This is a genomic window from Shinella sp. R2-11 (genome assembly GCF_055330205.1).
In genome coordinates, this window is record NZ_JBVAPC010000007.1 from 146,413 (window position 1) to 170,177 (window position 23,765).

General features: G+C 65.6%; 25 protein-coding genes and 1 tRNA gene. 16 read left to right on the forward strand and 10 right to left on the reverse strand.

All coding sequences use genetic code 11. The features are described from left to right. Window positions 1-32 precede the first annotated feature (32 nt). From ACZ1A1_RS18095 to ACZ1A1_RS18120, 6 genes are all read right to left on the reverse strand, one after another. Window positions 33-1,319 (reverse strand): AAA family ATPase, encoded by a 1,287-nt coding sequence (locus tag ACZ1A1_RS18095; protein WP_463620999.1) that lies wholly within the window; start codon window positions 1,317-1,319, stop codon window positions 33-35. 2 nt (window positions 1,320-1,321) lie between these two features. Then, window positions 1,322-2,020, reverse strand: coding sequence for a CpaD family pilus assembly protein (locus ACZ1A1_RS18100; RefSeq protein WP_463621000.1), 699 nt, complete (start codon window positions 2,018-2,020; stop codon window positions 1,322-1,324). A gap of 35 nt (window positions 2,021-2,055) precedes the next feature. Then, window positions 2,056-3,513, reverse strand: a complete 1,458-nt coding sequence (locus tag ACZ1A1_RS18105; protein ID WP_415215791.1) for a type II and III secretion system protein family protein — start codon at window positions 3,511-3,513, stop codon at window positions 2,056-2,058. Between the two features lie 14 nt (window positions 3,514-3,527). Then, window positions 3,528-4,343, reverse strand: a complete 816-nt coding sequence (gene cpaB, locus ACZ1A1_RS18110; protein ID WP_415215790.1) for a Flp pilus assembly protein CpaB — start codon at window positions 4,341-4,343, stop codon at window positions 3,528-3,530. A gap of 108 nt (window positions 4,344-4,451) precedes the next feature. Then, complete coding sequence (locus tag ACZ1A1_RS18115) at window positions 4,452-4,958, reverse strand: A24 family peptidase (protein WP_463621001.1); 507 nt, start codon at window positions 4,956-4,958, stop codon at window positions 4,452-4,454. Between the two features lie 112 nt (window positions 4,959-5,070). Next, a complete protein-coding gene (locus ACZ1A1_RS18120) occupies window positions 5,071-5,253 on the reverse strand; it encodes a Flp family type IVb pilin (RefSeq protein WP_463621002.1) in 183 nt (60 codons plus the stop codon). Window positions 5,254-5,575: 322 nt separating this feature from the next. On the opposite strand from ACZ1A1_RS18120, the gene ACZ1A1_RS18125 reads away from it, so the two are divergent. From ACZ1A1_RS18125 to ACZ1A1_RS18160, 8 genes are all read left to right on the forward strand, one after another. Continuing rightward, window positions 5,576-5,989 carry a pilus assembly protein N-terminal domain-containing protein gene (locus ACZ1A1_RS18125; RefSeq protein WP_313195508.1) on the forward strand — a complete coding sequence of 138 codons (414 nt, stop codon included), beginning with the start codon at window positions 5,576-5,578 and terminating at the stop codon, window positions 5,987-5,989. A gap of 122 nt (window positions 5,990-6,111) precedes the next feature. Beyond that, a complete protein-coding gene (locus ACZ1A1_RS18130; RefSeq protein WP_463621003.1) occupies window positions 6,112-6,720 on the forward strand; it encodes a TadE/TadG family type IV pilus assembly protein in 609 nt (202 codons plus the stop codon). Window positions 6,721-6,731: 11 nt separating this feature from the next. Continuing rightward, window positions 6,732-7,307 carry a TadE/TadG family type IV pilus assembly protein gene (locus ACZ1A1_RS18135; protein WP_415215786.1) on the forward strand — a complete coding sequence of 192 codons (576 nt, stop codon included), beginning with the start codon at window positions 6,732-6,734 and terminating at the stop codon, window positions 7,305-7,307. A gap of 109 nt (window positions 7,308-7,416) precedes the next feature. Next, the gene (locus ACZ1A1_RS18140) at window positions 7,417-8,646 is read left to right on the forward strand and encodes a phosphopentomutase (protein WP_463621004.1); all 1,230 of its coding nucleotides are present in this window, start codon (window positions 7,417-7,419) and stop codon (window positions 8,644-8,646) included. Between the two features lie 8 nt (window positions 8,647-8,654). Continuing rightward, window positions 8,655-9,611 carry an adenosine deaminase gene (locus ACZ1A1_RS18145; RefSeq protein WP_463621129.1) on the forward strand — a complete coding sequence of 319 codons (957 nt, stop codon included), beginning with the start codon at window positions 8,655-8,657 and terminating at the stop codon, window positions 9,609-9,611. A gap of 105 nt (window positions 9,612-9,716) precedes the next feature. After that, on the forward strand, window positions 9,717-10,346 hold the full coding sequence (gene upp / locus ACZ1A1_RS18150; RefSeq protein WP_064332141.1) for a uracil phosphoribosyltransferase: 630 nt from the start codon (window positions 9,717-9,719) through the stop codon (window positions 10,344-10,346). A 186-nt stretch (window positions 10,347-10,532) separates the two neighbouring features. Beyond that, complete coding sequence (locus ACZ1A1_RS18155; protein WP_415215783.1) at window positions 10,533-11,237, forward strand: GntR family transcriptional regulator; 705 nt, start codon at window positions 10,533-10,535, stop codon at window positions 11,235-11,237. Between the two features lie 129 nt (window positions 11,238-11,366). Further along, window positions 11,367-12,329 (forward strand): dihydrodipicolinate synthase family protein, encoded by a 963-nt coding sequence (locus ACZ1A1_RS18160; protein WP_463621005.1) that lies wholly within the window; start codon window positions 11,367-11,369, stop codon window positions 12,327-12,329. Window positions 12,330-12,590: 261 nt separating this feature from the next. Here the strand turns inward: ACZ1A1_RS18160 and ACZ1A1_RS18165 are convergent, their stop codons facing one another. Continuing rightward, window positions 12,591-13,628, reverse strand: a complete 1,038-nt coding sequence (locus ACZ1A1_RS18165) for an Ldh family oxidoreductase (RefSeq protein WP_463621006.1) — start codon at window positions 13,626-13,628, stop codon at window positions 12,591-12,593. Window positions 13,629-13,775: 147 nt separating this feature from the next. On the opposite strand from ACZ1A1_RS18165, the gene ACZ1A1_RS18170 reads away from it, so the two are divergent. From ACZ1A1_RS18170 to lhpI, 7 genes are all read left to right on the forward strand, one after another. Further along, window positions 13,776-15,293, forward strand: coding sequence for an aldehyde dehydrogenase (NADP(+)) (locus ACZ1A1_RS18170; RefSeq protein WP_463621007.1), 1,518 nt, complete (start codon window positions 13,776-13,778; stop codon window positions 15,291-15,293). Window positions 15,294-15,473: 180 nt separating this feature from the next. Continuing rightward, complete coding sequence (locus tag ACZ1A1_RS18175) at window positions 15,474-16,283, forward strand: ABC transporter substrate-binding protein (protein ID WP_463621008.1); 810 nt, start codon at window positions 15,474-15,476, stop codon at window positions 16,281-16,283. Window positions 16,284-16,353: 70 nt separating this feature from the next. Further along, window positions 16,354-17,019 (forward strand): amino acid ABC transporter permease, encoded by a 666-nt coding sequence (locus tag ACZ1A1_RS18180; protein WP_463621009.1) that lies wholly within the window; start codon window positions 16,354-16,356, stop codon window positions 17,017-17,019. 12 nt (window positions 17,020-17,031) lie between these two features. Continuing rightward, the gene (locus ACZ1A1_RS18185; protein WP_463621010.1) at window positions 17,032-17,682 is read left to right on the forward strand and encodes an amino acid ABC transporter permease; all 651 of its coding nucleotides are present in this window, start codon (window positions 17,032-17,034) and stop codon (window positions 17,680-17,682) included. Beyond that, window positions 17,675-18,397 (forward strand): amino acid ABC transporter ATP-binding protein, encoded by a 723-nt coding sequence (locus ACZ1A1_RS18190; protein ID WP_415215778.1) that lies wholly within the window; start codon window positions 17,675-17,677, stop codon window positions 18,395-18,397. Before ACZ1A1_RS18185 ends, ACZ1A1_RS18190 begins: the two co-directional genes overlap by 8 nt. A gap of 7 nt (window positions 18,398-18,404) precedes the next feature. Then, window positions 18,405-19,655 carry an NAD(P)/FAD-dependent oxidoreductase gene (locus tag ACZ1A1_RS18195; protein ID WP_463621011.1) on the forward strand — a complete coding sequence of 417 codons (1,251 nt, stop codon included), beginning with the start codon at window positions 18,405-18,407 and terminating at the stop codon, window positions 19,653-19,655. A 16-nt stretch (window positions 19,656-19,671) separates the two neighbouring features. After that, a complete protein-coding gene (gene lhpI, locus ACZ1A1_RS18200; RefSeq protein ID WP_463621012.1) occupies window positions 19,672-21,354 on the forward strand; it encodes a cis-3-hydroxy-L-proline dehydratase in 1,683 nt (560 codons plus the stop codon). On the opposite strand, the gene ACZ1A1_RS18205 is transcribed toward lhpI, so the two are convergent. The 3 genes from ACZ1A1_RS18205 to ACZ1A1_RS18215 form a co-directional block, all read right to left on the reverse strand. Further along, window positions 21,355-22,524, reverse strand: a complete 1,170-nt coding sequence (locus tag ACZ1A1_RS18205) for a nucleotide sugar dehydrogenase (RefSeq protein WP_463621014.1) — start codon at window positions 22,522-22,524, stop codon at window positions 21,355-21,357. Between the two features lie 150 nt (window positions 22,525-22,674). Beyond that, on the reverse strand, window positions 22,675-22,986 hold the full coding sequence (locus ACZ1A1_RS18210) for a hypothetical protein (RefSeq protein WP_463621015.1): 312 nt from the start codon (window positions 22,984-22,986) through the stop codon (window positions 22,675-22,677). A 125-nt stretch (window positions 22,987-23,111) separates the two neighbouring features. Next, window positions 23,112-23,201, reverse strand: a tRNA-Ser gene (locus ACZ1A1_RS18215). A gap of 233 nt (window positions 23,202-23,434) precedes the next feature. Between ACZ1A1_RS18215 and ACZ1A1_RS18220 the strand changes: the two genes are divergently transcribed. Beyond that, window positions 23,435-23,749 carry a hypothetical protein gene (locus tag ACZ1A1_RS18220; protein WP_313195748.1) on the forward strand — a complete coding sequence of 105 codons (315 nt, stop codon included), beginning with the start codon at window positions 23,435-23,437 and terminating at the stop codon, window positions 23,747-23,749. Window positions 23,750-23,765: the final 16 nt, after the last annotated feature.

Below are 23,765 nucleotides of genomic sequence, written 5' to 3' on the forward strand. Positions count from 1 at the left end.
TCATCCAGTCTGTTGCATTGCCCCTTCGGGGCCTATTTGCGTCCGATCAGGCCCAGCATCTTGCCGAGCCCGGCCTTCTTGGGTTTCTTCACCGTCGCGCGGCCCGTCACGAGATGGGCGATCTGCGAGAAGGTTTCCGCGGTCGGCGACTTGCGGTCCATTTCCGCGATCATCCGGCCGCTGTTGGCGGCCGTGCCGAAAAGCTGCGCGTCGAAGGGAATGATCGCGACCGGCTCGATGCCGAGCGGCTCGCAGAAATCCGCCGGGGCGATTTCCGGGCGCTTCGGCAGGCCCACCTGGTTGAGGATCAGGTGGGGCGGCTTGTCGTTCGGCCTGAGCTTCTTCAACGCGTCGAGCATGTTCTTCACGTTGCGCAGGCTCGCAAGGTCCGGCGTCGCCGTGATGACCAGCTCGTCCACCTCGGACAGCAGCATGCGGGTCCACTCGGACCAGGCGTGCGGCACGTCGAGCACCGTCACTGGCGCGCTGCGCTGCAATACTTCGAGGACCGGCTGGAAGGAGCCGCGCTCCAGATCGTAGGCGCGGTCCAGCATCGAGGGCGCGGCGAGGAGCGAAAGATGCTCCGAGCATTTGGTCAGGAGGCGGTCGAGGAAGACCTCGTCGAGGCGGTCCGGAGCATAGATCGCCTCGGAAATGCCCTGCGGCGGGTCCTGGTCGAAGTCGATATTCGCCGTGCCGTAGGGCAGGTCGAGATCGGCGAGGATCACCTCGGTCTGGAACAGGTTGGAGATGTCGAAGGCACAGTTGTGTGCGATGGTCGAGGAGCCCGCGCCGCCCTTGGCGCCGATGAAGGCAAGCGAGCGGCCGAGAGGCTCGGCCTCCGGGTCGATGAAGATCGCCGCCATGGCGTTCAGCACCTCGGCCATGCCGACCGGACCGACCATGTATTCGGAAATGCCGTTGCGGATCAGGTCGCGGTATAGGGCGATGTCGTTGTAGCGGCCGACGATGACGACCTTGGTGGAGGGATCGCAGACCTCGGCGAGCGGCGCGAGCTCGTCCATGATGGCGTGCGGCTCCGTCGAGGTCTCGAGGATCAGGAGGTTCGGCGTCGGCGCGCTGGCGAACATGTTGGCCGCCGCCGCGATGCTCGCGCTGGAGATGCGCAGGCTGACCTTCGCCATGCGCCGGTCCTGCCCGCACCGTTCCATGGTGCGCAGCATGGCCTCGCTCTCGCAGAAGGCATGCACGGAAATGCGCGGCAGCGGACGCACGGCCTCTAGGTCCATCGGCCGCACGGCCTCGTCCGCCTGGTTTTCAACGGCCTCGCTCGTGAAGGTGTAGTCGACCGTGCTCATCGTCACATGTCCTTCAGTTCGGTATAGGCGCCGCGATAGCGTTCGAGCGCCTCGCCACGCTGCGTCGCGTCGGCGGGCGTCACGCGGCGCGGGCCGAGCAGATCGTTCGGATCGGCCATCTGGGCGGCGAGGTTGTTCTGCGTGGCACAGCCGAAATTGTAGTAGTTCTTGTTCTCGAAGGTGTTGATCGTCATGTCTTCCGGCCACTGGCCGCAGGCCTGCGTCGAGGCGGTGATGGCGAAATAGCTGAGACGGATCGGCGCCGCCTCGTCCGGATCGCCGGCGGAATAGCTTTCGATCATGATCTTGCGGGCCGGTATGCCATGGCGCGCAAGCAGCTTGCGAATCTGCCGGCCGGCGACCGAGGTCGCGGCATCGTTGCGCGCGCCGCGCGGCAGGATGACACGGAACATGCCGGAGGATTCGGTGGAATAGCCCGATGCGAAGCCGGCGATGACCTCGCCCTGGCCGCGCGTCAGTTCGCTGGCGCCGGTGGCGATCGGGATATCGATGGTGCGTTCCTGCTCGCCGACGACGATGGGATGGCGCGTGCGGTAGTCATCCGGCAGCGAACCCGTCGCGCGGCGGTCGGCGCAGCCGGCAAGGGCGACGGCGAGCGCCGCCATGGCGAAGACGGCGACAGCGCGGCCGTTCCGGGTGCGGCCATTCCTGGTGCGGGTGGTGTGCATTTCGTTTGCCATTGGCTGGGTCCGTCCCTTCGTCACGTCGCACCCGTTCACTTGTAGATGAAGCCGACGCTACCTTCGTAGCGCTGGGCCGGCAGGCCGTTCTTCCTGCCGTAGAGCTGGTTCACCTGGCCGAGGAAGACGCTCGCCGCGTCATTCGCCGGATTGAAATTGTCGTCCGGCCGGGCCAGCGCGTTCCGGTTCACCGGCTTGACGAGATAGGGGGTGGCGATGATCACCAGTTCCGTCTCGTTGCGCTCGATGGACTTGCTGCGGAACAGCGCGCCGAGGACCGGCACCTTGGAGGCGCCCGGCGTTCCGGACACGGTCTGCTGGACATCGTCGCGGATGAGGCCGGCCAGCGCGATGGAGCCGCCGGACGGCAGCTCGACGACGGTCTCGGCGTCGCGGCGGCGGTATTCCGCGGTGTTCGCCCCCGAGACAACCGGCTCCGACACCTTGGTCTGGATGCGCAGGCCGATGCGGCCGGAGGAAAGCACGGTCGGCGTGAAGCCGAGCGAAATGCCGTATTGATAGGTCGTCGTCGTAACGCCGCCGTTGCGGTCGGAGATGTAGAACACCTTCTCCCCGCCGGAATTGAAGGTTGCCGACTGGCCGGAAACCGCCGTCAGCGTCGGTTCTGCCAGTGTGCGGATCGCCTTGGCCTGTTCGAGCGCGCTCAGGGCGGCATCGATGCCGAACTTGCCGATATTACCCGCGATGTTGCCGGTGAGCCCGGTCTCCGCAGCGTTGAAAACCAGGGTATCCAGGCTGGAGCCGGATTTGTTGACGCGGCTGAACGTGTTGTCGAAACCGAGCTGTTTGAGAACCTCGCGGCGGATTTCGGCGACCGTCACCTTCAGCGTGACCTGATCCTCGCCCTCGATCTGCAGCATGTTGACGACCTGCGAGCTCTGGCGCCCTTCGCCAAAGATCGCCGAATCGCCGTTGTTGCCCTGCGAGACGACCGTGCGGGTGGTCGCTTCGCCGCCCTTGAGGAATATCTGCGCGAGATTGACCGCCTGGGTGGCATCCTGCGGCGTACGCACGGAGCCGGAGAGCACGATATTGTCGGAGATGATCTCGACCTGGATGTTGGAATCGGGGATGAAGCGGCGTAGCTGCGTCTGCAGCCCGCTGACATCACGCTCCACATTGAGGTCGATGCTGACGATCTCCTCGCCATTGGGCCCGAAGACGAAGATGTTGGTCTGGCCGACTTCCTTGCCGAAGAGATAGATGCGGCGCGAGGTGCGCGTGACGGCATCCGCCTTGACCGGATCGGCGACGAGGATGTCGTGCGCGTCGGTCGGCAGGTCCACGACGATGGCCTTGTTGAGGCCGAGGCGCACCGACTTGCGCACGCCCGCGCCGCTCTCCTGGATGCGGATGATCGACGAGGTTGCCGCCTCGGCGACCTGGCCGGGAAGCGGGAAACCGGCAAAGGCCAGGCAGAAGCTCAGCCCGCCCGCGACAGAAGCCCGAAAAGTCCTTGTGATTCCAAACACGGGTCAGCTCCTGCTCATTGCTGTGCTGTTGCGGCGGCAGTCGTGCCGTTGACGATCGAACCGGTCTTGATCACCTGGATCTGCGGCCGGCCTTCGCCGCCGCTGAGCAGGTAATCGGCCGCCCCGGTATCGGCCTCCTGGGCGTCGGCGACGCTGCGGAGCGCCAGCGACAGGCGCTCGGCCATCTGCTGGGCGACGGCGATCACCTTGGTCTGGTCGGGGGTCAGTTCGAGCGTCGCGGTGGTGCCGACGACCGCCTTCGAACCGTCCGGATTTTCCTGGATCTGCTGGTCGATGGCGAGGACGCGGACGTTCGACAGGATCGTCTCGGTGAGGTAGGCGCCCGAATCGCCCTTGCGCACCATGGTGACGTCAACGCGGTCGTTCGGCAGGATGAAGCCGCCGGCGCCGGTCGCGACCGAGATTTCCGTCGCGACGGCCCGCTTTCCGGCGGGAAGCAGCGACGACATGATGCGGCTGGAGGAGTCGGCGATCTTCTCCTGGCGGATCGGCTCGCCGTTGAAGATCGGCATGCGCGCGATGGCGCCCTTGAGGGTCTCGATCGCATCCGGCCGGCTCTTGTCGGTGATGAAGCCTTCGACGACGGAGCCTTCCGGCCAGGCCGCCCAGGCGACCACATCGGGGTTGAGCCGCGCGCCGACCGGCAGGCTTTCCCTGGCGACGAGCACGTTGATCGTGGGCTCGCGCTCCACGACGGTCTGCGTCTCGATCACCGACGGGCCGCCGCGGGCAACCTGCAAGGCAAGAAATCCTGCCACGCCCGCCGAGACGACGGCGACTGCCAGAATGATGATTCGTGCCGGTTTCATGTGGTTTCCCTGAGCTGCGGAATCTCCTGTCAGCCCACATTGACCGGCAATGGTGTAATTATGGTTAATAAGCGCCTTACGGCTATGGTTAACGGCTGGTTGACGTCCTCAGCCGCCGAGCGCGGCGAGCATCAGCGGGGACGAGGGATAGGCCATGAAGGCTCCGATGCCGATGGCGATGCCGTAGGGCACCTTCTTCGCTGAAAGAATGTGGCCGGGCACGGGCAGGCCACTGGCGAGGATCGCGTTCGTATGCGAGCGCAGGGACAGGATGGCGAAAGTCAGAAGGCCACCGAAGAACGACACGTAGATCAGGAATTCGAAGAGAGAAAAGGTCAGCCCGAACCATACGGCGCTCGCCGTCAGCAGCTTCGCATCGCCGCCGCCCATGACATTCAGGGCGAAGAGCGCAAAGCAGACGGAGAACACGATGAAGCCAGCGGCAAGATGCGTGGCGATGTCGGCGAGACCAAGACCGGCGAGCGGGGCGACGATAAGGAAGGAGGCCAGCAGGATCGCCGAGACACGGTTGGGGATAAGCATCGTGAAGAAGTCGGAGCAGGCCGCAACCGCAAGGCAGAGCGGGAAAACGACGAAAATGATAGCCTGCGTCACGACGGTCTCCTTTTTCGACGATGATGCGTCGGTTCCGAAAAGACATGATCTGAAAATCAAAAAGCCGCCCTTCACAAAGGACGGCTTTCCGAACATTGACCACTGATGGCTATCAGTACTTGTTCTCGGTAGCCTGCATCTTGGTAGAGAGAGCGCTGAACGTGTTGTTCAGCGAGCCGCCGAGGGCGGTTGCACCCGTGATGAGGGCGACGGAAATCAGGGCGGCGATCAGGCCGTATTCGATGGCGGTTGCGCCAGACTCGTCCTTCATAAGGCGAGCGAAAATCTTGGTCATGGTATTCTCCTAGCTCCACGATGTTGGTTCAGCACGTCCGCCAACTGTTTCCGTTGTTCGGATGACTGCAACCTACAGGCAGGCCATTTCCATCGACTTAAGGAGTTGGGTTAATGGAAGCTTAAGAAGAGGACGCTGGTTTTAGGGTTAATTCTTCGTGAAATGCCGGTATTTGCACGCTCTTTCGCCGCTTCGGCCGTTTTCGCCGCGAGTGAGCCCCCCTGAGCGCCAGGGTTGAATCGAGAATGCCGACCTTCCGCTTAAACCTTCATTCACCATTCTTGGCGATGCTGTGGGCGTTTCTTCATCGGGATGACTGTTTATGGGACGCGACCGGACCTTCGCTGCGGGTGCAGCAACGCTTGCGACGACCGCCTTCGTGCTGCTGTCGGCGGCCGCCGATGCAGGGGCGCAGGAGCAATTCCTGCGCGTCTATATGGATCACGCCCGCGTCCTGCGGCTCGATCGCCCGGTCAGCAAGGTCATCGTCGGCAATGCGGCGGTGGCGGATGCGACGGTCGCCGATGCCCAGACCATCGTGCTGACCGGCCGCAATTTCGGGACCACCAATCTCGTGCTGCTCGATGCGGACGGCAACGCCATCGTCGACGAGCGCGTCCTCGTATCGATCGACGAGGGCAACACGGTGCGCGTCTTCCGCCAGACGGACCGGTCCGTCCTCTCCTGCACGCCCAATTGCGAGCAGCATGCCAGCAAGACGGCCGGCAGCAACTGAGCCGCAGTCCCGCTTCGGGCGTCCTGATGCGGGAAACCGGTCGAATCTTCACGTCCGCGCACACGAAATATAAAGGGTCTGCCGCCTAGTCTGGCCTTCTCGATCCTTGGGAACCGCTCGCGATGCCGCTCGATCACGACACAGCCCCCCGGCGGCGGCCGGCAAAGGGCCTGTTCCGACGCCTCCTCCGGCGCCGCGACGGCGCGACGGCGATCGAGTTCGCGATCCTCGCCATTCCCTTCTTCGTCATCGTCTTCGCCTCGATCGAGACCTTCGTGGCCTTCATGGGCGACCAGCTGCTCGCCAACGCCACCGACACGATGGCGCGCAAGATCCGCACCGGCGAGATCCGCGCCGCCTCGGCCGCGTCCAACGCCACCACGGAGCTGCAGTTCCGCACGGCGTTCTGCGAGGAGATCAAGATCCTGATGCCCTGCTCAAAGACCGAGGCGGCAAAGCCGGACAAGCTGTTCCTCGACGTGCGCCATTTCGACAAATATTCCGACATTCCGTCCACCGTGCCGCTCGTCGACGGCGACCTCAGTACCAAGGACTTCAAGTTCGACCCCGGCGGCAAGAAGACGATCAACATCGTCCGCGCCTATTATCGCTGGGACGTCATAACCGATCTCGTCCGCCCGATCCTGTCCAACATCCGCGCCGCCGACGGCTCGCGGCAGAACTACCTGATGGTGGCGACCGTCATCATGCAGAACGAGGACTATCCGTGATGGGCAAGACCATGGCGACGTCCAGATCCGGATCGGGCCTCCTTCGGCACCTGCGCCGCTTCGTCGACGACCGCCGCGGCGTCGGCGCCATCGAATTCGCCATCGTCGCGCCGCTGCTCCTGATGACCTATATCGGCGCCTTCGAGATCACCGTTGCCGTAACGATGTCGCGCAAGATCAGCCGCGCCTCCAGCACCGTTTCCGATCTCCTCACCCGGACCGAAACGACGAACAAGACCACGCTGGATTCGATGAAGGACGTCACGAAGAACATCGTCGCGCCCTTCTCGCAGGACGGCTACACGCTGAAGATCACCGGCATCGCCATCGACAGCAGCGGCAAGGCGACCGTCGCCTGGTCGCGCGACCAGGCATCCGCCGTTCCCTACACCAAGGGAACGCCGGTGACCCTTCCCACCGAGATGGACGCGAAGGGCACCTTCATCGTGCGCACGGAATTCTCCGTGCCGCACACGATCTTCCTGATGGCGCCGGGGCTGGCCTCGAACATCAACAAGATCAATCTCTCCAAGACGAGCTATTTCCGCCAGCGCACCGGCACGGAAATCACTTGCGGCGATTGCTGACGCGGCCCTCCCGGCACGGATTTTCCTTGAACGGCGCTCGGCGGGCATGCCATGTCAGACAGTCCAGCCGCCGCGCAAGCGGGCGGCGCGAACAGTCGACGGGTGACACATGGCGCGGGCTTTTCTCTTCGTTCTCGATTCCTTCGGCATCGGCGGCGGACCGGATGCGGCGGCCTTCGGCGATCTCGGCGCCAACACGCTCGGCCATATCGCCGAGTTCTGCGCGGCAGGGGCCGCCGACCGGCCGGGGCTGAGACAGGGGCCGCTCCACCTTCCCAACATGTCGGCGCTCGGGCTGCTGCATGCGGCGCGCGCGGCGACCGGCTTCTTTCCGCCGGGCATGGACGTGCCGCCGCGCGTCTTCGGCTATCACGGCGCGGCCAGCGAGGTCTCCAACGGCAAGGACACGCCGTCCGGCCATTGGGAGATCGCCGGCACGCCGGTCACCTTCGACTGGGGCTACTTCCCCGCGGAGGGCGATGCCTTCGAGCCGGAACTCGTCGAAGCGATCTGCGCCGCCGGCAAGGTGCCCGGCATCCTCGGCAATTGCCATGCCTCGGGCACGGACATCATCGCCAAGCATGGCGTGGAGCACCGGCGTACCGGCAAGCCCATCTGCTACACGTCCTCCGATTCGGTCTTCCAGATCGCCGCCCATGAGGGCTCGTTCGGTCTCGACCGGCTGCTGGCCTTCTGCGAGACGGTGCGCGGGATCCTCGACGCGCGGCCGGGCGGACGCATCGGCCGGGTCATCGCCCGGCCCTTCATCGGCGAGACGCCGGAAACCTTCGAGCGTACCGGCAATCGCCGTGACTATTCCGTGCTGCCGCCGGAGCCGACCCTGCTCGACCGGCTGACGGAGGCCGGCCGCACGGTGCACGCCGTCGGCAAGATCGGTGACATCTTCGCCCACCAGGGCATCGGCACGCTGGCCAAGGCGAACGGCAACATGGCGCTGTTCGACGCGACGCTCCGCGTGATGGACGAGGCGAAGGACGGCGACCTGGTCTTCACCAATTTCGTCGATTTCGACATGCTCTACGGCCACAGGCGGGACGTGGCCGGCTATGCGGCGGCGCTGGAGGCCTTCGACCGGCGCCTGCCGGAAGTGGACCGCAAGCTGAAGCCCGGCGACATCGTCATCCTCACCGCCGACCATGGCTGCGATCCCACCTGGCGCGGCACCGACCATACGCGCGAGCGCGTCCCGATCATGAGCTTCGGCCCGGGCATCCGCTCGCGCCTCCTCGAAACCCGCACGACCTTCGCCGATATCGGCGAGAGCATCGCCCGGCACCTCGGCATCGCCCCCGGCCCGCATGGAAGGAGCTTCCTGTGACCGAACCCATGCCCAAGGCGGAGCTGCACTGCCATATCGAGGGCGCGACGCCCCCTGCCCTCGCGCTCTCCCAGGCGCGGCGCTACGGCATCGACACGTCCGCCTTCATCCGTGACGGCGAATACACCTGGCAGGATTTCACGAGCTTCGTCGCCAGCTACGACGCGACCGCCAATCTCTTCCGCACGGAGGAGGATTACGCGCTACTCGCGGAAACCTATCTCACGGATATCGCCGGGGCCGGGGCCATCTACAGCGAGCTGATCGTCTCGCCGGACCAGGGCGATGCCGTCGGCATCGGCGCCGAAGCCTATATAAGCGGCCTTGCCGAAGGCGCGGAGCGGGCGAAGGCGAAGACGGGCATCGAGACGCGGCTACTCATCGTCGGCATCCGCCATTTCGGGCCGGAGCGGGTGGTCAGGGCCGCCGAATATGCCGCGCGCCGGCCGCACCCGCTGGTCACCGGCTTCAACCTTGCCGGCGAGGAGCGCATGCACCGCGTCGCCGATTTCACCCGCGCCTTCGACGTCGTCCGCGACGCCGGCCTCGGCATAACCATCCATGCGGGCGAGCTTTCCGGCGCCTTCAGCGTGCGCGACGCGCTCGACCATGTCCGCCCCTCGCGCATCAGCCATGGCGTGCGCGCCATCGAGGACCCCTCGCTGGTGAAGCGGCTGGCGGACGAGGGCGTGGTCCTGGAGGTCTGCCCCGGATCGAATGTCGCGCTCGGCGTCTTTGCCGATTTCCAAAGCCATCCCCTGCGGGCGCTGCACGAGGCGGGCGTGCGCGTCACGCTCAATTCCGACGACCCGCCCTTCTTCCACACGTCGCTTGCCCGCGAATACGAGGTCGCCTCGACGATCATGGGTTTCAGCGACGCGGACATCCTCGGCATGACGCGGACCGCCATCGAGGCGGCCTTCGTCGACGAGCCGACCCGGCAGAGGCTTCTTTCCGCGCTTTGAGGCGCAAGCGGGCTGGGGATGTTGCCTCCAGCCGGTTCTCTTCTCTTGCAGGTCCCGGCCGTTCCGTGGAAAAAGAAGGCATAACTTAGTTTCGGAAGGTTGGCCATGGACGGCGTCACAGTCATCGATCACCCGCTCGTGCAGCACAAGCTGACCATCATGCGCAAGAAGGAAACCTCGACCGGCAGCTTCCGCCGCCTGCTGCGCGAAATCTCGACGCTGCTCTGCTACGAGGTCACGCGCGACCTGGAGCTGACCACCGCGCGGATCGAAACGCCGCTGGAGGAGATCGACGCACCCGTGCTGGAAGGCAAGAAGCTGGTCTTCGCCTCGATCCTGCGCGCCGGCAACGGCCTGCTCGAAGGCATGCTGGAGCTGGTGCCCTCGGCCCGCGTCTCGCATATCGGCGTCTACCGCGACCACGAGACGCTGGAGGCGGTCGAATATTTCTTCAAGGCGCCGGACAGCATCGACGAGCGCCTCGTCATCGTCGTCGACCCGATGCTGGCGACCGGCAACTCGGCCATCGCCGCCATCGACACGCTGAAGAGCCGCGGCGCGACGAATATCCGCTTCCTCTGCCTGCTGGCCGCGCCCGAGGGCATCAGGAGCTTCCGCGCGCATCACCCGGACGTGCCGGTCTATACCGCCTCCATCGACCGCCAGCTCAACGAGAAGGGCTATATCGTGCCCGGCCTCGGCGATGCCGGCGACCGGATGTACGGCACAAAATAGGCGCATCCGCGGGACGGCCGGCGGGCCGCATCATCTCGATTGCGAAACAGGCGGGGGAAACCCCGCCTTTTCTTTTGCCTCCGCCCACCGGGCGGGCTTGACGAGGGTTTCGTCAAAATGCCCACTTTAAACGATTGATAGCGCAGGCAGAGAATTGTATTTCTTTTGTCGACAAGAGGATTTTCAATGACCGATACCGATTCCAGCTCCCTGCCCGAGCGAAAGCGCGGCTCCGGCGTCAAACTGGTCTATGACCTGCTGCGCGACGAGATCCTCGATCTGAAGCTCGCCCCCGGCAGCCCGATCGACGAGGTGCAGCTTGCCGAGCGGTTCAAGATGTCACGCACGCCGATCCGCGAGGCGCTGGTGCGGCTGGCCGGCGAGGGGCTGATCGAGACGCTGCCGAACCGCTCGACCATGGTCGCGAATATCGACTTCCTCAACCTCCATACCTTCTTCGACGCGCTGGTGCTGATGTACCGGGTGACGACGCGGCTTGCGGCGCAGTACCACCGCGCCGAAGACATCGCCATCATCCGCGGCTTCCACGAGGATTACGCCCGCTCGCTCGCCGAGCGAGACACGCTGGGCATGATCGCCACCAACGCCGCCTTCCACGCGGCCATCGCCGAGGCCGGCCGCAACCCCTATTTCACCAGCCTGTTCCGCCGGCTGCTGGACGAGGGCCGAAGGATCCTGCGGCTTTATTACCAATCCTACGACGAGCAGTTCCCGCAGCTTTTCGTGGACGAGCATGCCGCCATCCTCGCCGCCATCGAGGCGCGGGACCTGGACGAGGCGGACCGGCTCGGCAAGGCCCATGCCGAGGCGATCGTCGCGCAGGTGCAGAAGCTCTTCAACCGCAACGACAGGCTCGACATCGACTTGTGATCGTCGTGTATTTTTCTTGTCGACAAATAAAATACAAGATGCTATAACCATCATCGAGAGAGAGAGGGGGGAGGCTTCGTGCATCGTGCCGGCCCACCACCCGACCGAACCGCCCCAAAGGAGATCGACATGAAGGCCAAGATTTTTTCCGGTGTCATTCCCGCCCTGATGACCCCCTGCAAGGACGACCGCACGCCGGACTTCGACCAGCTGGTCCGCAAGGGCAAGGAGCTCATCGAGAAGGGCATGTCCGCCGTCGTCTATTGCGGCTCCATGGGTGACTGGCCGCTTCTGACGGACGAGCAGCGCATGGAAGGCGTCGAGCGTCTCGGGAAGGCCGGCATCCCGGTCATCGTCGGCACCGGTGCCGTCAACACCGCCTCGGCCGTCGCCCATGCCGCCCATGCCCAGAAGGTCGGCGCGCAGGGCCTCATGGTCATCCCGCGCGTTCTTTCCCGCGGCTCCGTCGTCGCCGCCCAGAAGAACCACTTCAAGGCGATCCTGTCGGCTGCCCCGGACCTGCCGGCCGTCATCTACAACAGCCCCTATTACGGCTTCGCCACCCGCGCAGACCTGTTCTTCGCCCTGCGCCAGGACCACAAGAACCTCGTCGGCTTCAAGGAATTCGGCGGCGCCGCCGACATGCGCTATGCGGCGGAAAACATCACCAGCCGCGACGATGACGTCTCGCTGATGATCGGCGTCGACACCTGCGTCTTCACCGGTTTCGTCGATTGCGGCGCCGTCGGCGCAATCACCGGGATCGGCTGCGTGCTGCCGAAGGAAGTGCTGCACATGTGCGCCCTCGCCCAGGCCGCCGCCAAGGGCGACGCGGACGCCCGCGCCCGCGCGCTGGAACTGGAATCGGCGCTCGCCGTCCTCTCGTCCTTCGACGAAGGCCCGGACCTCGTCCTCTACTTCAAGCACATGATGGTGCTGAAGGGCGACAAGGAATACACACTGCACTTCAACGAGACCGACGCCCTCTCCGAGAGCCAGCGCGGCTATGTCGAATCCCAGCTCAAGCTCTTCGACACCTGGTATGCCGAATGGAGCAAGCTGCCGGGCGCCGTGCAGAAGTACAAGGCCTGAGCTTCAAGCCTTCCCAAATGAGAGAAAGGCCCTCCGCAAGGAGGGCCTTTTTGATTCCTGGCGCAGGTGCAGGGACCTCTCCTCCGTCATGCTCGGGCCTGTCCCGAGCATCTGTAACGTCTCCATTCTTTCAATGCGTTGGCAGATCCTCGGCACAAGGCCGAGGATGACGACAGCGGGTGGGCGCGGCATGCCGGAAAACTGAAAGGCCCTCCTCGCGGAGGGCCTTTTCTTTTGGCGGCAGGCGAAGGCAGGGCGCGATCAGGCGATCGCGTCGAGGCCCTTGTCCAGCAGGCGGTCGAGCTGTTCCATCTCGGCGGCCGTCAACGTGACGCCTTCCGTTTCGGACTTCGTGCGGGCGACGAAGCGGCGCTGGGAGGGAAGGCGCGCGCCCTGGCCGACGATGGCCTCGAAGAGGTTTTCGGCGCGGGCGAAGGGATCGCCGGGGCGGCCCTTGGCGAAGGCTTCCGGCGACATGGCGATGATCAGTTCGCCGTGGAAGGGGGCGAGCGTCGTCGTGCCGAGATAGTCGAGCACTTCCGGGCTCGTCAGGTCGCCGATCATGATGCCGGCCAGAAGCTCGATCATCGTGCCGATGGCCGAGCCCTTGTGGCCGCCGAAGGGCAGCATGGCGCCGGCAAGCGCGGCTTCCGGGTCGGTCGTCGGGTTGCCGTCGGCGTCGATCGCCCAGCCTTCCGGGAGCTGCTTGCCGGCGCGGCGGTGCAGCTCGATCTCGCCGCGGGCGGCAACGGAAGTGGCGAAGTCGAAGACGTAGGGCGCGCCGTTCGGGCGCGGCCAGCCGAAGGCGAAGGGATTGGTGCCGAGCAGCGGCTTGTTGCCGCCGGTCGGTGCGACCGTCGCATAGCTCGGGCACATGACGAGGCCGGCAAGGCCCTCCTTTGTCACGGCCTCGACTTCCGGCCAGAGCGCGGAGAAATGGGTGCAGTCGTTGATGACGAGCGCCGCGATGCCGAGCTTGCGGGCACGCTCGGCAAGGGCGGGAACGCCGAGCTCGAAGGCGGGGTTGGCGAAACCGCCCTTGGCGTTGACCTTGACGATGGCCGAGCCCTCGTTGCCGTCGAGTTCCGGCACGGCATCCGGCTTGACCTTGCCGGCCTTGACGGTGCGCAGCGCGCCCTCGATGCGGTAAATGCCGTGCGACTTGCAGGCATCCCGCTCGCCGGCCACGATGACGCGGGCAAGCGCGCCGGCCTGCACGCCGTTCAGGCCAGCCTTCAGGAAGATGGCTTCGACCCGTTCCTGAAGCGCGGCAATCGACAGAGTGGTGGTTTGCGTCATCTTTCTCTCTTCAACGGCTGGTGCCGACCTTTGCAGGTTGGCGATTGAACATTTGCATACATAGAGTATACAAGATTTCGACAAGTGCAATTCGCCCCGCCGCTTCCTATATCGGGCGAGCATCATTCCGCAAGAAAGGTACGTCAAATGGCTTTCACCCCCAACGGTAAACACCTCGTCGCAGGCGAATGGCTGGACGGCAACGGCACCTTCACCTCCTCGCCGGCCCATGGCCCGGCGCATGCCTTCGCCGTCGGCACGGTCGAGCTGGTGAACAAGGCCGCGGAAGCCGCGGAGGAAGCCTTCCTCAGCTACGGCTATTCCTCGCGCGCCGAACGGGCCGCGTTCCTGCGCGCCATCGCCGACGAGATCGAGGCCCGGGCGGATGCCATCACCGAGATCGGCACTGAGGAAAGCGGCCTGCCCGTCGCGCGCCTCCAGGGCGAGCGCGGCCGCACCACCGGGCAGCTCCGCCTCTTCGCCGACCATATCGAGAAGGGCGACTATCTCGACCGCCGCTTCGACGCCGCCCTGCCGGACCGCCAGCCGGCGCCGCGCCAGGAGATCCGCCTCGTCCAGCGGCCGATCGGCCCGGTCGCCGTCTTCGGCGCCTCCAACTTCCCGCTCGCCTTCTCGACGGCCGGCGGCGACACCGCCGCCGCGCTCGCCGCCGGCTGCCCGGTCGTCGTCAAGGGTCACTCGGCCCATCCGGGCACCGGCGAGATCGTCGCCGAGGCCGTGCTTGCCGCCATCAAGAAGACCGGCGTGCATCCGGGCGTCTTCTCGCTCATCCAGGGCGGCAACCGCCAGGTAGGCGAAGCCGTCGTGCAGCATCCGCTGATCAAGGCCGTCGGCTTCACCGGCTCGCTGGCCGGCGGCCGCGCGCTCTTCAACCTCTGCGCCGCCCGTCCCGAGCCGATCCCGTTCTTCGGCGAGCTCGGCTCGGTCAACCCGATGTTCCTGCTGCCGGAAGCCATGAAGGCCCGCGCCGAGGGCCTCGGCCAGGGCTGGGCGGGCTCCCTCACCATGGGCGCCGGCCAGTTCTGCACCAATCCGGGCATCGCCATCGTCGCCGACGGCCCGGATGCCGACCGCTTCACGGCCGCCGCCGTGGAAGCCCTCGGCAAGGTCGGCGCGCAGACCATGCTGACCGACGGCATCGCCAAGGCCTATCAGGACGGCAAGGCGCGCTTTGCAAGCCGCAACACGGTCAAGCCGCTCTTCACCACCGACTCCGCCGGCCGCGACGCGCTGCCGAACCTCTTCGAGATCTCCGGCGAGCAGTTCCTTGCCGACCACGCGCTCTCCGAAGAGGTCTTCGGCCCGCTCGGCCTCGTCGTGCGCGTCGGCTCGGTCGGCGAGATGGAGACGCTCGCCCGCAATTTCGAGGGCCAGCTCACGGCGACGATCCACATGGACGCCGGCGACCTCGACGATGCGAAGCGCCTGCGCCCGATCCTCGAGCGCAAGGCCGGCCGCGTGCTGGTCAACGGCTTCCCGACGGGCGTGGAAGTGGTCGATTCCATGGTGCATGGCGGGCCCTATCCGGCCTCGACGAATTTCGGCGCGACGAGCGTCGGCACCATGTCGATCCGCCGTTTCCTACGCCCTGTTTCCTACCAGAACATGCCGGAAGGCCTGCTGCCCGAGGATTTCCTCAACTGATTCAAGCCGCTGGCTGGACAGGAGCCGGGTTTTCCGCAAGGGAGACCCGGCTCCCACTTTTTTAGGGCCTGGGTATATACTTTTTGTATATTTTTTGTATTTTAGTGGACGGGTTTACGCTCATGGCGCAGGACGGACCTCCGCCCGCGTGAACTGCCAGACCAATCCAGGGAGAGAGTTATGAAGAAGACCTCGGTCCTCGCCTTCGGCCTCGTTGCCGCCACCGCTCTGACCAGCCCGGCCAAGGCCGACAAGCTGGACGACATCATCTCGTCCGGCACGCTGCGCTGCGCCGTCGTCCTCGACTTCCCGCCGATGGGCTCGCGCGACGAGAGCAACAACCCGATCGGCTTCGACGTCGATTACTGCAACGACCTCGCCAAGGCGCTCGGCGTCACGGCCGAGATCGTCGAGACGCCCTTCCCGGAACGCATCCCGGCCCTGATGTCCGGCCGCGTCGACGTCGGCGTCGCCTCGACCTCCGACACGCTTGAGCGCGCCAAGACCGTCGGCATGACGATCCCCTACTTCGCCTTCGAAATGGCCGTCACGGCCAATGACAAGTCAGGCGTCAAGTCCTTCGAGGACATGAAGGGCAAGACGGTCGGCGCTACCGCCGGCACGTTCGAGGCCATCGCGCTCGAAAAGTCGGTCAAGGAATGGGGCGCCGGCGAGTTCCGTCCGTACCAGACCCAGGCCGACGTCTTCCTCGCGCTCAGCCAGGGCCAGATCGACGCGACGGTCTCCACCTCCACGGTCGCCCAGTCCAACGTCAAGAGCGGCAAGTTCGCCGGCATCTCGGTCGTCGGCAAGGCGCCCTACGACATCGACTATGTCGCGCTCTTCACCAATCGCGAAGAATACGGCCTGATCAACTACCTGAACCTCTTCATCAACCAGCAGGTTCGCACCGGCCGCTACAAGGAACTCTACGAAAAGTGGGTCGGCGGCGATGTGCCGGACCTCTCCGTGAACGGCGTTTATCGCTAATCTGCCGCTTGCCCGGCGGCGTGGAACATCCCGTTCCGCGCCGCCGGTCGTTTCAAAGGGTGAGACGGCAATGTTCAGTTACTCCTTTCATTGGAACCAGGCGTTCAAGGCCCTGCCGCAGATGCTGGACGGCGCGCTCGTCACGCTGCAGGTTGCGATCCTGTCCATGGTCATCGGCGTTGCGGTCGCGCTCGCGCTGACGCTCTTCCGCCTGTCCGGCAACCGCATCCTCGGCGGCTTCGCCACGGCCTGGGTCGAGATCGCGCGCAACACGCCGGCGCTCTTCCAGATCTACATGGCCCATTTCGGCCTCGGCAATTTCGGCATCCACCTCAGCCCCTATACGGCGCTGCTGGTCGGCATCGCCTTCAACAATGCCGGCTATCTCGCGGAGAACTTCCGCGGCGCGCTGAAGGCGATCCCGGAGACGCAGACGCGGGCCGGCCGCTCGCTCGGCATGACCTCGCTGCAGGCCTTCCGCTACATCGTGCTGCCGCAGATGCTGCGCGTCGCCTTCCTGCCGGCCACCAACCAGATGGTCTGGGCGATCCTGATGACCTCGCTCGGCGTCACCGTCGGCATGAACACGGACCTTGCCGGCATCACGCAGGAACTGAACGCCCGTTCGTTCCGCACCTTCGAGTTCTTCGCGCTCGCGGCCGTGATCTACTACGTCATCGCCAAGATCGTGACGCTGGCGGCGCGCCTCGCCGCCGCGCGCATGTTCCGCTACTGAGAGGGGTAAACCATGTTCGATACCGCTCTCTCCTGGGCCGATCTCGGCTTCCTCGCGCAAGGCGCCTTGATGACGCTTGCCGTCACCGCCGTCTCCGTCCTCGCCGGAACCGTGCTCGGCATCGTCTTCGGCGTCATCCGCAACCAGGCCGGCCCCTACTGGTCGATGCCGCTCACCTTCCTGCTCGACATCTTCCGTTCCGTGCCGCTGCTCATCCAGCTCGTGCTCGGCAATGCGGCGCAGTCGATCATGAAGCTCGGCTGGGCGCCCTTCACCACCTCCTGCGTGGTGCTGTCGCTCTATACCGCGGCCTATTGCACCGAGATCGTGCGCGGCGGCATCTCCTCCGTGCCGGCCACCACGCGCCGCGCGGCCCGCTCGCTGGGCATGACCTGGTGGCAGGACATGCGCTACATCGTGGCCCCGCTCGCCACGCGCGTCTCGCTGCCCGCCTGGATCGGCCTGACCCTCGGCGTCATGAAGGATTCCGCGCTCGTGCTCTGGCTCGGCCTGATCGAGCTCCTGCGCGCCTCGCAGATCCTCGTCACGCGCCTGCAGGAACCGCTGTTCATCCTGCTGATCTGCGGCGCCATCTATTTCATCATCTCCTTCCCCATCGCCCGGCTGGGCGGGTATCTCGAAAGACGGTGGTCCAATGATTGAGATCGAAAACGTCCGCAAATCCTTCGGCCAGCTCGAGGTCCTGAAGGGGATCAACCTCACCGTCCAGAAGGGCGAGGTGCTGACCATCATCGGCGGCTCGGGCTCCGGCAAGTCGACGCTGCTGACCTGCATCAACGGCCTCGAGACCATCGACGCCGGCCGCATCGTCGTCGACGGCACGGATGTCCATGCCAAGGGCACGGACCTCAACAAGTTGCGCCGCAAGCTCGGCATCGTCTTCCAGCAGTTCAACGCCTTCCCGCACCTGACGGTGCTGGAGAACGTCATGCTGGCGCCGGTGAAGGTGCTCGGCCAGTCGAAGGCCGAAGCCGAGGCGATGGCCGTCAAGCAGCTCACCCATGTCGGCCTCGGCGACAAGCTCAAGGTCTATCCGAGCCGCATGTCCGGCGGCCAGCAGCAGCGCATGGCGATCGCCCGCGCGCTCGCCATGTCGCCGGCCTACATGCTGTTCGACGAAGTGACCTCGGCGCTCGATCCGCAACTCGTCGGCGAAGTGCTCGACACGCTGCGCATGCTCGCCTCCGAGGGCATGACGATGATCTGCGTCACGCACGAGATGAAGTTCGCCCGCGAGGTCTCCGACCGCGTCGCCTTCTTCCACAAGGGCGTGATGGCCGAGATCGCCCCGCCGGAGGACCTGTTCGGCGCACCCAAGAACCCGGAATTGCAGGCGTTCCTCGCCGCCACCCACTGAGGCAAAGATGCAGACTGAAATCGAGCCTGGCGTCGTCGTCATCGGCGCCGGCGTGGTCGGCCTTTCCGCCGCCATCGCGGCGCAGGCCCGCGGCCTCGCCGTCACCGTCCTCGAACGCGAGGAACCCGCCGCCGGCGCGTCCGCTGGAAACGCCGGCGCCTTCGCCTTCACCGACATCCTGCCGCTCGCCTCGCCCGGCATCCTGAAGAAGGCGCCGAAATGGCTGCTCGATCCGCTCGGGCCGCTCTCCGTGCCGCCGTCCTATGCCTTGCAGATCGCGCCGTGGATGTTCCGCTTCTGGCGTGCCTGCTCGGCAAGCCGCGTCGCCCATTCCACCGCCGCGCAGACCGCGCTGATGGACCTTTCCAGGGCCGAGCTGGAGCCGTTCCTCGCCGGGACCGGCACGGCCTCCATGCTGCGCAAGGAAGGCAATCTCCAGGTCTATGAAAGCCAGGCCGAGCTCGACGCCTCGCTGCCCGGCTGGAAGGCGCGTGCCGAACACGGCATCGAGTTCCGCCACATGGACGCCGCCGAGATGGCGGAAATCCAGCCCGGCCTTGCGCCGCGCTTCACCCACGGCACCTTCACGCCCGGCTGGTACTCCATCGCCGATCCCAAGCTCTATACGCTGGCGCTGGCCGATCATTTTCGCGCCAGGGGCGGCCGGATCGAGCGCGCCGAGGTCTCCAGCCTGCATCCCATCGAGGGTGGCGTCGAAATCCGCACGACGGACGGTCGCACGCTGCGGGCGCAGAAGGTCGTGCTCGCGGCCGGCGCCTTCTCGCATCGGGTCGCCCGTTCGCTCGGCGAGAACATCCCGCTTGAAACCGAGCGCGGCTACAACACGACGCTGCCGGCCGACGCCTTCGACCTGCGCACGCAGGTCACCTTCGGCGGCCATGGCTTCGTCGTCACCCGGCTTTCGACCGGCATCCGCGTTGGCGGCGCGGTGGAGCTCGGCGGACTGAAGCTACCGCCGAACTTCCGCCGGTCGGAAGCCATGCTGGAAAAGGCCCGCGCCTTCCTGCCCGGCCTCAAGTCCGAGGGCGGCGTGCAGTGGATGGGCTTCCGCCCCTCGCTGCCGGACAGCCTGCCGGCCATCGGCCCCGCCCGCGCGACGCCGCGCGTGGTCTATGCCTTCGGCCACGGCCATCTCGGCCTCACGCAATCGGCCGGCACGGCCCGCCTCGTCGCCGAACTCCTCACCGATGGCAGGACGGCGATCAACATCGCCGCCTTCTCGCCGCAACGCTTCTAGCCGAAGGATCCGTCCCATGGCCGACCTCTCCGCCCGCAGCATCCTCGCCGGAACGGCCTCCGGCCCGATCATCGCCGCCGGGGAGGCGCTGAGCTTCTGGGGCGGCGTCGATCCGGCGACGGGCCGCGTCATCGACGTGCACCATCCGCTGCATGGCGTGACGATCACCGGCGGCATCCTGATGATGCCGTCGAGCCGCGGTTCCTGCACGGGCTCCGGCGTGCTGCTGGACCTCGCGCTGACCGGCCGCGCCCCCGCCGCGCTGGTCTTCAGCGAGGCCGAGGACGTGCTGACGCTCGGCGCGCTGATCGCCGCGGAAATGTTCGGCAAGTCGCTGCCGGTCCTGCGCCTGTCGCATGACGCCTTCGACGCGCTCTGTCGCGCGAAGACGGCGCGGATCGGCGAGACCTCCATCGAAGCAGATGGCCTCACCATTCCCGTCGCACCGCCGGCCACCGCCGCGCTCGACCTCACCGGGGACGACCGCGCCATGCTGGACGGCCGCGACGGCATCGCCGTGCAGCTTGCGCTTCGCATCACTGCCGCCATGGCCGCGCAGCAGGGCGCGACGAAGCTCGTCGACGTGGTGCAGGGCCATATCGACGGCTGCATCTATGCCAGCCCCGCCAACCTCACCTTCGCGGAGAAGATGGCCGACATGGGCGCGAAGGTGCGCGTGCCGACCACGATGAACGCCATTTCCGTCGACCGCGCCAACTGGGAAAAGCAGGGCGTGCCGCACGATTTCGGCGATCCGGCCGCCCGCCTTGCCGACGCCTATGTGCGCATGGGCTGCCGGCCGACCTTCACCTGTTCCCCCTACCTCCTCGACAGCGCGCCGAAAACCGGCGAGGCCATCGCCTGGGCGGAATCCAATGCCGTGATCTTCGCCAATACCGTGCTCGGCGCGCGCACGGCCAAGCACCCGGATTTCCTCGACCTCTGCATCGCGCTGACCGGCCGCGCGCCGCTGTCCGGCGTCTATCTCGAAGAGCATCGCAAGGCGAAGCGGATCATCGATGTCGAACTGCCGGAGAATGTGGATGACGCCTTCTGGCCCCTCGTCGGATATCTCGCCGGCCGCGCCGCGCCCGACCGCATCCCGCTGCTGCGCGGCCTTGCCGCCGCCAGGCCGACGCGCGACGACCTGAAGGCCCTCTGCGCCGCCTTCGGCACGACCTCCGCCGCGCCGATGCTGCATATCGAGGGCGTCACGCCCGAAGCGGATGGCGCTGCCGCCACTGACGCCGACAAGGTGTCCATCACCCGCACCGACATGATCGAGGTCTGGACGATGTTCAACGAGGGGCCGGCCGAGGTGGAACTCGTCGCCATCGGCAGCCCGCATGCCTCGGCCTCGGAATGCCGGGCGCTGGCCGACGCGCTCGGCGGGCGCAAGCGGTACGAGAGCGTTTCCGTGATCGTCACGGCGGGCCGCGACGTCATGGCGGAGGCGGGCGACGTGCTCACGCGCCTCAGGGCAAGCGGCGTGCAGGTCCTGCCGGATCTCTGCTGGTGCTCGATTTCCGAGCCGGTCTTCCCGCTGAAGACGCGCACGCTCATCACCAATTCCGGCAAATACGCCCATTACGGCCCGGGCCTTTCCGGCCGCACCGTGCGCTTCGGCAATCTTGCCGATTGCATCGAGGCGGCGCTGACCGGCCGCGTGCCGCCGCGCCTGCCGGTCTGGCTCGCCTGATCAGTCCCGCCCGAAGACGTCGCGCGTATAGACCTTGTCCGCGACGTCTTGGAGTTCTTCCGAGTGCCGGTTGGCGATGATGATATCGGCACGGCGCTTGAAGTCGTCGAGGTCGCGGACGATCTCCGAGCGGAAGAACGTCTCCTCCTCGAAATCCGGCTCATAGATGATGACGGGAATGCCCTTCGCCTTGATGCGCTTCATGATGCCCTGGATGGAGGATTCGCGGAAATTGTCCGAATCCTTCTTCATGGCGAGCCGATAGACGCCGACGACCTCGGGATCGCGCCCGACGATGTCGGCGGCGAGGAAATCCTTGCGCGTCGTGTTGGCATCGACGATGGCACGGATGAGGTTCTGCGGCACGTCGCTGAAATTGGAGAGGAGCTGCCTGGTATCCTTCGGCAGGCAATAGCCGCCATAGCCGAAGGAGGGATTGTTGTAGTGCCCGCCGATGCGCGGATCGAGCCCGACGCCCTCGATGACCTGGCGCGTGTCGATGCCATGCGTCATGGCGTAGCTGTCGAGCTCGTTGAAATAGGCGACGCGCATGGCGAGATAGGTATTGGCGAAGAGCTTGATCGCCTCCGCCTCGCCCGAGCCGGTGAAGAGCACCGGCACGTCTTCCTTCACCGCGCCCTGCTGCAGGAGCCCCGCGAACTGCCGCGCCTCCGGCGTATCCGCGCCCATGACGATGCGGGAGGGATAGAGGTTGTCATAGAGCGCCTTGCCCTCGCGCAGGAATTCCGGCGAGAAGACGATCCGCTCATCCTTGCGCGCCTCGCGCAGCCACGCGGTGTAGCCGACGGGAATGGTGGACTTGATGACGATGGTGGCGTTCGGGTTGACCTGCCGGACATCCTCGACCACGGCCTCGACGCTGCCCGTGTCGAAGTAGTTGTATTCGGGATCGTAATTGGTCGGCGTTGCCACGATGACGAAATCGGCTTCGCGAAAGGCCTCAGCCTTGTCCGTCGTCGCCCTCAGATGCAGCCGCCGCGTGCGGAGATAATCCTCGATCTCGGCATCGGCGATGGGCGAGACGCCGGCATTCAGCGCCTCGACGCGCTGCCCGGTGATATCATAGGCGACCACGCCATTGTGCTGCGCAAGAAGCACCGCATTGGACAGACCGACATAACCGATGCCGGCAACCGCGATATTGACCATGGCGACCCCGTCGACGCGCGTTGATCATGTCCGTGCAGAGCTTCGAATCGAGGCTTCAGGACCCATGTCGCGGGATATAGCGGGGGATGATTACAGCCAGATGGCGGGTGGGGTGGCGGCGCCGAAGGATCGGCGCCACCGGAAACCGGATCAGTCCAGCTCTGCCAGCATGTCGTCATAGAGCTTGCATGCGCCTTCCAGGTCCGTGACGGCCTGGCTCTGTGCGGCGGACATCTTCTGTGCAACTTCGGTCGCCTTCTGAGGATCCTTCGCAGCAAGGTCCTGCATCTTCTGAGAAACCTCAGTCGCCTTTGCCGTTGCTTCCTCTGCCGTGCAGGCGAAGGAAGGAGTAGCCGCCATGGCGACGACGAATGCAAGAAGGTGAGCTTTTTTCATTTCATTCCTCTTTGGCTTGAGCCGCTGGCGCGGCGCAGGTTCCTGCCCCGGATCGACATCGGACACGATCCGAGGAGGCGCCGCCTCGTATGGACGCCCGTAGCCACGACGTCCCAGCGGAGCCGTTTAATCGGGAGAAATCCGCATGCGGTTCCGTGGAGAGTGTGAAGGGTACCAAAGAGAGGGAGAGATGGCGGACAGAGAGGGATTCGAACCCTCGATAGAGTTTCCCCTATACACGCGTTCCAGGCGTGCGCCTTCAACCACTCGGCCACCTGTCCGTCCGCTCGCTGCCGGTGGTCAGTCCGGCGCGGGTCGCTTTCCTGTTTCCATTCCGGCGAGACGGCGCGATATATACCGAGGTTTCACGCAGGATCAACCGCTTTCTGACAGATTCTTGAAGGTTATTCGTTCCGCCGCGAAGGATTGCGCAAACCGGGCCGTCTTCCTATCTATAGGCAGGAATGAAGCGGAGCGGATTCCAGCTCGCAGGCGGCACCGGGAGGGTGCGATGATACGGTTCGTGCTCAGAGCCCTCAGTCTGGTTGCCCTCGTCATCGCCGTCATGGCGGGCACGATCGACGCGATCCAGTCCGTCTCGGCTTCCGAACCGGTGCTGACGCCGCTCGCCGTCGCCTGGAGCACGGCAAGCCCAGACACGATCGCCCTCGTCGCCGACGGCATCATGCGCAAGTTCCCCTATGCCTGGGATCCGGCCGCGTTGTGGGTGCTCTCGCAGCCCGCCTTCGCGGTGCTCCTGGCGCTGTCGCTGTTCTTCTGGGCGGTCGCCTACAAGCGGCCGCCCGTCGCGGGCCGCTTCACGGCCTGAAACCAGATCCCTGCAG

Excerpts from the sequence above, each read along its gene's own strand:
- ACZ1A1_RS18180 (WP_463621009.1), top strand. The coding sequence starts at position 16,354 with ATGTTCAGTTACTCCTTTCATTGGAACCAGGCGTTCAAGGCCCTGCCG.
- ACZ1A1_RS18095 (WP_463620999.1), bottom strand. The coding sequence starts at position 1,319 with ATGAGCACGGTCGACTACACCTTCACGAGCGAGGCCGTTGAAAACCAG.
- ACZ1A1_RS18125 (WP_313195508.1), top strand. The coding sequence starts at position 5,576 with ATGGGACGCGACCGGACCTTCGCTGCGGGTGCAGCAACGCTTGCGACG.
- ACZ1A1_RS18145 (WP_463621129.1), top strand. The coding sequence starts at position 8,655 with ATGCCCAAGGCGGAGCTGCACTGCCATATCGAGGGCGCGACGCCCCCT.
- ACZ1A1_RS18130 (WP_463621003.1), top strand. The coding sequence starts at position 6,112 with ATGCCGCTCGATCACGACACAGCCCCCCGGCGGCGGCCGGCAAAGGGC.
- ACZ1A1_RS18205 (WP_463621014.1), bottom strand. The coding sequence starts at position 22,524 with ATGGTCAATATCGCGGTTGCCGGCATCGGTTATGTCGGTCTGTCCAAT.
- ACZ1A1_RS18165 (WP_463621006.1), bottom strand. The coding sequence starts at position 13,628 with ATGACGCAAACCACCACTCTGTCGATTGCCGCGCTTCAGGAACGGGTC.
- cpaB (WP_415215790.1), bottom strand. The coding sequence starts at position 4,343 with ATGAAACCGGCACGAATCATCATTCTGGCAGTCGCCGTCGTCTCGGCG.
- lhpI (WP_463621012.1), top strand. The coding sequence starts at position 19,672 with ATGGCCGACCTCTCCGCCCGCAGCATCCTCGCCGGAACGGCCTCCGGC.
- ACZ1A1_RS18185 (WP_463621010.1), top strand. The coding sequence starts at position 17,032 with ATGTTCGATACCGCTCTCTCCTGGGCCGATCTCGGCTTCCTCGCGCAA.
- ACZ1A1_RS18195 (WP_463621011.1), top strand. The coding sequence starts at position 18,405 with ATGCAGACTGAAATCGAGCCTGGCGTCGTCGTCATCGGCGCCGGCGTG.
- ACZ1A1_RS18155 (WP_415215783.1), top strand. The coding sequence starts at position 10,533 with ATGACCGATACCGATTCCAGCTCCCTGCCCGAGCGAAAGCGCGGCTCC.
- upp (WP_064332141.1), top strand. The coding sequence starts at position 9,717 with ATGGACGGCGTCACAGTCATCGATCACCCGCTCGTGCAGCACAAGCTG.
- ACZ1A1_RS18135 (WP_415215786.1), top strand. The coding sequence starts at position 6,732 with ATGGCGACGTCCAGATCCGGATCGGGCCTCCTTCGGCACCTGCGCCGC.
- ACZ1A1_RS18120 (WP_463621002.1), bottom strand. The coding sequence starts at position 5,253 with ATGACCAAGATTTTCGCTCGCCTTATGAAGGACGAGTCTGGCGCAACC.
- ACZ1A1_RS18175 (WP_463621008.1), top strand. The coding sequence starts at position 15,474 with ATGAAGAAGACCTCGGTCCTCGCCTTCGGCCTCGTTGCCGCCACCGCT.
- ACZ1A1_RS18170 (WP_463621007.1), top strand. The coding sequence starts at position 13,776 with ATGGCTTTCACCCCCAACGGTAAACACCTCGTCGCAGGCGAATGGCTG.
- ACZ1A1_RS18160 (WP_463621005.1), top strand. The coding sequence starts at position 11,367 with ATGAAGGCCAAGATTTTTTCCGGTGTCATTCCCGCCCTGATGACCCCC.
- ACZ1A1_RS18190 (WP_415215778.1), top strand. The coding sequence starts at position 17,675 with ATGATTGAGATCGAAAACGTCCGCAAATCCTTCGGCCAGCTCGAGGTC.
- ACZ1A1_RS18100 (WP_463621000.1), bottom strand. The coding sequence starts at position 2,020 with ATGGCAAACGAAATGCACACCACCCGCACCAGGAATGGCCGCACCCGG.
- ACZ1A1_RS18140 (WP_463621004.1), top strand. The coding sequence starts at position 7,417 with ATGGCGCGGGCTTTTCTCTTCGTTCTCGATTCCTTCGGCATCGGCGGC.